Raw genomic sequence first — 8,197 nt, 5'->3', positions numbered from 1 at the left:
GGGTCTCGGCAACGATGACGCCGCGATGCTCGATGCGGATGTGCGCATCGCAGGGTTCCGCAACAGCAGGGCGGGGAAAATCCCAGACGCTGAGCTGCTCGGGCTTTACCGGATCGGGTTTCGGACGCATGCAGTTATCCCTTGTTCGTGGACCGCGCCCACAGGTTCGCGGTGGCCTCGACCGTCATGGCATCGGCCGGATACGGCTTGTCGAACGCATAGAGCTCAGCAAGCGGTGCAGTGAGCCAGGTCTTCCATTGATCCGCGCGCAGGATGACCGGCGAGCGATCGTGTATGTGCTAGAGCTCGGGAGCGTTTTCGGTCATCGCGCCGGTATAGCAGTCGCCCCACTCGTCCGAGGTTCGCCAGAGCCCGGCCCAGGCAAAGATCGGCTCCCCGCGCACCGACAGCCAGGTCTCGGTCATGCGTCCCGGTGTGCCTACGGCTTCGGCATAGCGCGAGGTAGGGATGAGGCAGCGATGCTCGGGCAAGGCTGCCCAGCGCTGCCAGAACGCGCCGAGCTTGTCGAACCGGGCATTATTGACGGGCTTGGGCTCGAGCGGCTGCCCCTGCTTCCCGCGCAGGACCACCGGGAAACCCCAGGTCATTTGCTCGAGCACCATTTGCCCAACGCGCTGCCGTACCACCCAGCCGGACTCCTTCGGGTGCACCGTTGCCGGCCCCTCGTTATACGCCCGCAGCACGTTTGCGCTGAAGCGGCACGGCAGGAACGAGCGAGGCTGAGGCTCGAAGACATTCGCGAACTCAATGAGCAGCGGATCGCAAGCTTGCGTATGAGCGGGGAGCTGTTGCGCCAGTCGCAGGATCTTCGCGCCCTCATTGCCCGGGTGAAGCGTGAGCTTGAGCATCGCGGCGATATAGGCAAGCAGCGACTTTCAGATTGGGAGGAATGGGCACTGGCGGAAGCTGACAAGCTCGATCCCGTTCTTTCCGGGCAGACCATGTCGCGCCTTGAACCGCCACACATTCCCCGGGCGGAGCAATGAAGATGGCACGCCAGCCCGGACCGGGCGCTCGTTTTGCCGATGTCACCAGATCCGTTGCTCGTCAGTTCAGCCGCTGGCGCCTTTCATCATCGGCACGACCTGCGCGCCTACAGAGAGTCGCTCGAGGTAATCGCTCCACCATTGTGCCATCGCGACCCGCTCATCCCAATACTGGCCTCGAGCATAGGCACCTCGCACTGCATTGCTGTGTCCGTGGGCAAGGGCGCGCTCGATAGCGTCGGGATGCCATTTTCCGCTTTCATTCAACAAGGTGCTGGCAGTTGCCCTAAACCCGTGGGAAGTCACCACATCTTTGCCGAACCCCATTCGGCGGTAAGCGGAATTCATAGCATTCTCGCACATCGGCTTCTTTAGCGAGCTCTGGGCAGGGAACATGTAGTCCCGCCAGCCGGTATGCTCGCGAAGCGTCTTGAGTAGCTTCACAGACTGAAGGGACAAGGGAACGCTGTGGGGCCGACGCAGCTTGGTGCGTTCTGCAGGGATCCGCCAGACCGCCTCGTCAAAATCGACCTCTGTCCATTTGCCTTGGCGTAGCTCGCCAGGACGAAGGAACACGTGCGGCAAAAGCTGCATCGCAATCTTCACGACGATGCTTCCGGCATAATCATCAATGGAGCGCAGCACCTCTCCCAGCTGATGGGGTTCGAGCACAGCAGCATGATGAGTCACAATGGGGGTAGCCAGAGCCCCGCCAAGCATGGCTGCGGGATCATGTTTGCATAGCGCCATGGCTACCCCATGCCGAAACACGCGGCTGGCAAAGGCCCTGGTTCAGACAGCGGTTTCGCGCTTGCCTGCCTTCTCGATTTTCTTGAGCACCACCAGGAGCTCAGCGGGCTCGATCGCATCGATGGGCCGGGGGCCGATGGCTGGCGTCAAATGCGAGAGATACCAGCGAGCTTTTTCGATGGTGGCCTCTGCTTTCTTGCTGGCGACGAACCGGACAGCAATCAGGTCCTCGGCCACCGACTGGAAACTGTTCCCAGCCGACAATCGGCCCCTGATCTTCTCCATTTTGCGGGAATGAAGCGGATCATCGCCCTCCCTGATTTTTTTGCGGGCATCGTCCCGGCGCTCGCGAGCGTCAGCCAGGGACACCTCAGGCCATGTCCCAAGTGACAACCTCTTTTCAGATCCGTGGATCCTGTACTTCAAGAACCAGTGCTTCGAACCGTTCGGCCGAATCTCAAGATAGAGGCCTTTATCGTCGGATTTGCGGTAAAGGGTATCAATCGGCTGAAACCCTCTGATTTCTGCGGCTTTGAGGGGCATTTGGGGGCACCACGCTTTTTCCTGTCGCTGTGCCCCCAATTGTGCCCCCAAATTAATGCAATCTGGGGGCACAATCTGGAACAAAGCGAGATTCCCGTCGCGAGCAAAACAGCCCGAAACCCGCAGAAATTCAACGTTTTGAGACGATTTGGGAAGGGGTGCTGGTGCCGCTTACGTGACTCGAACACGTGACCCCATCATTACGAATGATGTGCTCTACCAACTGAGCTAAAGCGGCGCGCGGGGCCTTGATTGGCCGATGCGAGCGGTGCCGTTATCAGCCTCGCGGGCCGGATGCAAGACGCCTTGAGCAGCTTGCAGCATGCAAACGCGCGGTCGTCCGGATCGCCAGCGCGGGGGCCGGTTCTGGCTAACGCACTGATGTGGTTAATTAACCCTAGTTTTACCTCCTTGCGAGACAGTGGCCGCCTAGGACACTGATTGGGACCGTTCCATGGATACTCTGCGCGGATATCGCGATGTCGGACAAGGCCATGATGCCGCAGACGAAGAGCTGCTGGCATCGGCAGACGCAAGCAGCGATGATGAAGCGCTGATGGACCCGCCCCAGACCTTTGGCAGCGACGAGCGGCGGATGCACGTCCGTGCCTATAACCATTGGGCCAAGCTGCTGGGAAATAGAGTATTTCCGTCGATCGAGGACCTCGATCCGGAAAATATCGAGGACTTCGGACCGCACAGCGTGCTGCTCGATTTCACGTCGGGAATCGAGAACCCGGCAATCCCTTTCATCGGCAAGGCGCTGCGCGAGGAAAGCAACCTGCCCGAGGCGATCGCCTATCTCGACGAGGTGCCAGGCCGGTCGCTGCTGTCGCGAATCACCGATCATTACATGCAGATCCTGGCCAACCAGGCGCCGATCGGATTCGAGGCCGAATATGTGAACGATCGCGGATCGACGATCATGTATCGCGGCATCCTGCTGCCCTTCTCCACCGACGATGACACGATCGATTTCGTCTATGGCGTGATCAACTGGAAGGAGCTGGCCGACCGCAAGCTCACCGAGGAACTGATCCTGCAGATCGACGAGGCGGTGAAACAGGCCCCGCGCAAGCCCGCTCTGCCGGTCTGGGAAGATGATCCCGTGCAGAATCTGGCACCAGGTGAAATCGGTGCGGAGCCGCTCGACGAGCCGCTTTCGCTCGATGGCTATGCAATGTTCGACGATCTTTCGGATGGCCTGATCGAGGTTGGCTTCGGCGGGCTTGACGAAGAGCCGGCGGCCAATCCTTTCCCGGTGGTCGATCTGCCAGGCGGCGACGAAGCTCTCGCCGATCTGCTCGATTTCGCACGCGCGCATGTCGAGGCCGCGCTGGCGACCGAGGACCGGTCGCGCCACGCGCTCTACGCCGCAATCGGCCGCGCCTATGATTTCGCGCTGGCGGCGCGCGGTCGCCCCGACGATTATGCCGCGCTGCTGGCCGATAGCGGCATCGCGGCCCAGGCGCGTGCCCCGATGACCCCGCTGGTCAAGCTTGTCTTCGGCGCCAGCTATGACAAGACGCGGCTTGCCGAATATGCGTGCGTGCTCGCCCATGCGATGCGTCGCGACATACCCCGCGGCGGCCTGGCCGACCTGCTCGCGCAGCAGCCCGGCGGGCTCAAGGCGATCGTGCAGATCGAGCGCAAGGCGCGCCGTGCGCGCGACGAGGATGCCGAAAAGCTCTGCCGCAAGCACGAGACGCGCCAGCGTCTGCGCGCGGCGCCTGCCCAGCCGGTCAGCGCGGTAGACCTGGGCGACAGCGAATTTGCGGTGCTGGTCGCGCGGCGCGATGCCAATGGGACGCTCGGCGTGATCGGCATCATCGGCGAGGACGACCCTGTTGCCGATCGCATCCTGCGCAAGATCGCGGGTTGAGCCCGGAACGCTATCTGCAAAACTCGTAACATTTAATCGATCGACTGAAAGAAAATTACGTCATTTTGGCGTGGTTACCCGGCTGTATGCTTGAGAAGCCGCGAGCGATGGCGCATAAGCCGGGGCAGCAGACCCCATAAAGAGGCGGCAAACCAGCGCGCACGCGGGGCACGAGGAACCCATGGCCGACATCCAGAATGCTGCGTCCGATGCAGACGCGCCGTCCAGCACCCCGTTTTCCGATCCCAAAAAGCACGAAAGCCTTCGCCAGACCTTGAGCGACGCGTTTCTCAAAGGCGCACTGCCGGGCGAGAACGAGGGATTTGACGCAGAGGCGAGCAAGCAGGCCGCCGATTTCGCGCTTCGGGCGATGGCGCGGCGTCCCTCGCCCGATACCGTGCTCGCGATCGAATCGATCCCGGGACAGGCAGGCCACAGGCACATGCGGCTGGCGATCATTAACGACGACATGCCGTTCCTGGTCGATTCCATCGCTGCCACCATCTCGCGCTTCGGCCTGGCGATCGACCGGGTCATCCATCCGGTGGTGGCGCTGCGCCGCGATGCCGATGGATTGCTGAGCGAAATCTATACCGACGAGGCCCCCGGCGAGCGGCGCGAGTCCGTCGTCTATCTCGAGGTCGAGCGCGCCGATGCCCGGCAGCGCAAGGCGCTTGAGGCCGCGCTGCTCTCCGCCATGGCCGATGTGCGCGCCGCCGTGACCGACTGGCCGATGCTGCAGGCGGCGATGGCCGCCGATGCCGCGGCGATGGCCGATGGCGAAGGCGCGGCGCTGCTGCGCTGGTTCCTCGACCGCAACATGACCCAGCTTGCGCATCTGCGCTATCGCCGCGACGGTGCGACCGAAGCCCCGCTGGGCCTCGCGAGCATGGCGGGCGAGGATCGCCAGCTGCTCGCCGCGCATTCGTTCGAACGCGCCTTTGCCTGGTTCGAAAGCGGCAAGGCCGCGCCGCTGATCATCAAGTCGAACTTCATCTCGACCGTGCACCGCCGCGCACCGCTCGATCTCATCATCCTGCCGATCTGGGAAGACGGCCGCGTCGCCGCGCTCTCGGTGCATGGCGGTATCTGGACCAGCGCCGCGCTCGCCGCCGCGCCCGAGCGCGTGCCGGTGCTGCGCGCGCACCTGAAGCTGCTGATGGACAAGTTCGGCTTTGCCCCCAACGGCCATGCCGGCAAGGCGCTGTCGCATGCGCTGACCGCGCTGCCGCACGACCTGCTGATCGCGTTCAGCCTGGAAAATCTGGAGCGCGTTGCCCTCACCGCGATGTCGCTCGCCGACCGTCCGCGATCGAAGCTGGTCACCGTCCAGTCGTCGCTCAAGCGCCATCTGTTCGTCTTCGCCTGGCTGCCGCGCGACGAGGTTTCGACCGGGCGCCGCGTCGCGATCGAGCGGATGCTGACCGAGGCCTCGGGCGGCAAGACGCTGAGCTGGTCGATTTCGCTCGAGGACGGCGAGATCGCTCTGCTGCGCTATGTGCTCGACGTGCGCGATGGTGCCGACCAGATTGACGATGCCGCGCTCGATGCGGCGCTGCGTGCGATGGTGCGCGGCTGGGAACCCTCGGTCGAGGAAGCGCTGATCGCGCAGGGCGAAGACAGCCGCGCCGCCGCGCTCGCCAGCCGTTATGCCGCGCAGTTCCCGATGGCCTATCGCACCGATTACGGCCCGCAGGAAGCCGCGCTCGACATCCTGCGGCTGCGCAATCTCGAAGGGCCCGAGCAGCACGGGGCGCGGCTCTATCGCAAGAGCCTGGACGCGGCGCAGAACCTGCGGCTCAAGCTCTACAGCCAGGCGGGCGCGATCCCGCTGTCCGAGACCGTACCGGTGCTCGAGAATTTCGGCTTCGACGTGCTCGAGGAAATCCCGACCCAGATGGGCGGAGCCGATGGCGGGCATATTCACGATTTCCTGCTCAGCCTGCGCGGTCAGGGCGATGTCGAAGCGCTGATGCAGCGCGCCTCCGCGATCGAGGCGGCGATTTCGGGCACGCTCGAGGGCAAGGCCGAGAACGATCCGTTCAACCGGCTGATCGCCGCAACCGGGCTTGAGCAGCGCGCCGTGATCTGGCTGCGCGCCTGGTATCGCTATCTGCGCCAGGCGGGCCTGCCCTATGGCATCGGCACGATGGTCGATGCGCTGCACGATGCGCCCGATGTCGCGCACGCGCTGGTTGCGCTGTTCATCGCGCGGCATGATCCCGCGTTTACCGGCGACCGCGAGGCGGCGACCGAGGCCAATCTCGCCGCGATCAACACCGGGCTGACCCAAGTCTCCGCAATCGACGATGACCGGCTGCTGCGCATGCTGCGCGCGCTGGTCATGGCCGTGCTGCGCACCAACGCCTTTGCGCCGGCGGCGAAGCTGGCGATGGTGATGAAGATTGAGAGCGCCAAGGTGCCTGGCCTCCCCGCCCCGCTGCCCTGGCGCGAGATGTTCGTCTATTCGCCGCAGGTCGAGGGCATCCACCTGCGCGCTGGCCCCGTCGCGCGCGGCGGGCTGCGCTGGTCCGACCGGCGTGACGATTTCCGCACCGAGGTGCTCGGCCTGATGAAGGCGCAGCGCGTGAAGAACGCCGTGATCGTGCCGACCGGTGCCAAGGGCGGTTTCTTCCCCAAGCAGCTTCCCGATCCCGCGACCGATCGCGACGGCTGGCTGAACGGCGGCAAGGAAGCGTACAAGACCTTCATCCGCACGCTGCTGTCTGTCACCGACAATATCGTCGACGGCAAGGTGGTGCACCCGGCCGATGTCGTGGTGCATGATGGCGAGGACCCCTATTTCGTCGTTGCTGCCGACAAGGGCACCGCAACCTTCTCGGACACCGCCAATGCCATCGCGGCGGAGTTCAACTTCTGGCTGGGCGATGCCTTCGCCTCGGGCGGTTCGCAGGGCTACGACCATAAGGCGATGGGCATCACCGCCAAGGGTGGCTGGGTCTCGGTCCAGCGCCATTTCGCCGAAATGGGCGTCGATGTGCAGACCGAACCGGTGCGCGTCGCAGGCTGCGGCGACATGTCCGGCGACGTTTTCGGCAACGGCATGCTGCTCTCCAAGGCGATCAAGCTGGTCGCCGCGTTCGACCACCGCCATATCTTCCTCGATCCCGATCCCGATCCGGCGAAGAGCTGGGAAGAGCGCGCACGCATGTTCGCGCTGCCGCGCTCGAGCTGGGACGATTATGACAAGGCGCTGATCTCGAAGGGCGGCGGCGTCTTCCCCCGGTCGATGAAGGCGATTCCCCTGACCGCCGAGGTCAAGGCGATGCTGGGCATCGATCAGGACGAGATCGAGCCGGCGGCGCTCATCTCCGCGATCCTCCGCGCCGAGGTGGACCTGATCTGGTTCGGCGGTATCGGCACGTACATCAAGGCCGCGTCGGAGAACAATATCGACGTCGGCGATCCCTCGAACGATCCCTTGCGCATCAACGCCGAGCAGCTGCGCTGCAAGGTCGTCGGCGAAGGCGCGAACCTGGGCGTCACGCAAGCCGCGCGCATCGCCTTCTCGATGCTTGGCGGGCGGATCAACACCGATTTCATCGACAATTCCGCCGGGGTCGACTGTTCGGACAACGAGGTGAACATCAAGATCGGCCTTGCCGCGGTGATGCGCGCCGGCCTGCTCGACGAGCCGTCGCGTAACGCGCTGCTCGCCTCGATGACCGACGACGTGTCCAGCCTGGTGCTTGAGGACAACCGTCTGCAGGCGCTCGGGCTATCGATCGCCGAAAAGGGCGGCACGCGTGCGCTGCCCAGCTATCTGCGGCTGATCGAGCACTTCGAGGAACAGGGCCGGCTCGACCGCAAGGTCGAGGGGCTGGCCGACAATGCCACGTTCAAGCGGCGCGCGCAGGAGGGCCATGGCCTCACCCGGCCCGAGCTTGCCGTGCTGCTCTCGACCGCCAAGCTGGCGCTGCAGGACGCGATCGAGCGCATCCCGCTCGCCGATGATCCGACGATGCGGCCCGAGCTGCTCGCCGCCTTCCCGCCG

5 protein-coding genes, 1 tRNA gene and 1 pseudogene are annotated in these 8,197 nt (G+C 64.2%); 3 read left to right on the top strand and 4 right to left on the bottom strand.

The annotated features are described in order from the left end of the window. Positions 1-134: 134 nt before the first annotated feature. Positions 135-869: pseudogene (locus AX735_RS26920) on the bottom strand (SOS response-associated peptidase family protein). Between AX735_RS26920 and AX735_RS25885 the strand changes: the two are divergent. Then, complete coding sequence (locus tag AX735_RS25885; protein WP_171007706.1) at positions 795-1,007, top strand: hypothetical protein; 213 nt, start codon at positions 795-797, stop codon at positions 1,005-1,007. The pseudogene AX735_RS26920 and the gene AX735_RS25885 overlap by 75 nt on opposite strands. 66 nt (positions 1,008-1,073) lie before the next feature. Here the strand turns inward: AX735_RS25885 and AX735_RS26915 are convergent, their stop codons facing one another. The 3 genes from AX735_RS26915 to AX735_RS13655 all read right to left on the bottom strand — a co-directional run bounded on the left by AX735_RS26915 (position 1,074) and on the right by AX735_RS13655 (position 2,538). Then, positions 1,074-1,757 (bottom strand): tyrosine-type recombinase/integrase, encoded by a 684-nt coding sequence (locus tag AX735_RS26915; RefSeq protein ID WP_446471816.1) that lies wholly within the window; start codon positions 1,755-1,757, stop codon positions 1,074-1,076. Positions 1,758-1,799: 42 nt separating this feature from the next. Further along, complete coding sequence (locus tag AX735_RS26910) at positions 1,800-2,300, bottom strand: tyrosine-type recombinase/integrase (RefSeq protein WP_446471815.1); 501 nt, start codon at positions 2,298-2,300, stop codon at positions 1,800-1,802. 162 nt (positions 2,301-2,462) lie between these two features. Next, positions 2,463-2,538 (bottom strand) — tRNA-Thr (locus AX735_RS13655). A 216-nt stretch (positions 2,539-2,754) separates the two neighbouring features. Here AX735_RS13655 and AX735_RS13650 point away from each other — a divergent pair. Together AX735_RS13650 and AX735_RS13645 are read left to right on the top strand one after the other, a co-directional pair. After that, entirely contained in the window at positions 2,755-4,182 is a 1,428-nt protein-coding gene (locus AX735_RS13650; RefSeq protein WP_082751099.1) for a PAS domain-containing protein, read from the top strand. A 181-nt stretch (positions 4,183-4,363) separates the two neighbouring features. After that, the coding region (locus AX735_RS13645; RefSeq protein ID WP_066281228.1) for an NAD-glutamate dehydrogenase domain-containing protein at positions 4,364-8,197 on the top strand (3,834 nt) is incomplete at its 3' end.

The sequence above is a fragment of the Blastomonas sp. CCH1-A6 genome (assembly GCF_001556365.1).
Lineage (GTDB): Bacteria > Pseudomonadota > Alphaproteobacteria > Sphingomonadales > Sphingomonadaceae > Blastomonas > Blastomonas ursincola.
This window is presented reverse-complemented; position numbering and strand designations above follow the sequence as displayed.

What these genes read in the sequence shown, in the direction of transcription:
- AX735_RS13650 (WP_082751099.1), top strand. Translation starts at nt 2,755, where the DNA reads ATGGATACTCTGCGCGGATATCGCGATGTCGGACAAGGCCATGATGCC.
- AX735_RS26915 (WP_446471816.1), bottom strand. Translation starts at nt 1,757, where the DNA reads ATGGCGCTATGCAAACATGATCCCGCAGCCATGCTTGGCGGGGCTCTG.
- AX735_RS26910 (WP_446471815.1), bottom strand. Translation starts at nt 2,300, where the DNA reads ATGCCCCTCAAAGCCGCAGAAATCAGAGGGTTTCAGCCGATTGATACC.
- AX735_RS25885 (WP_171007706.1), top strand. Translation starts at nt 795, where the DNA reads ATGAGCGGGGAGCTGTTGCGCCAGTCGCAGGATCTTCGCGCCCTCATT.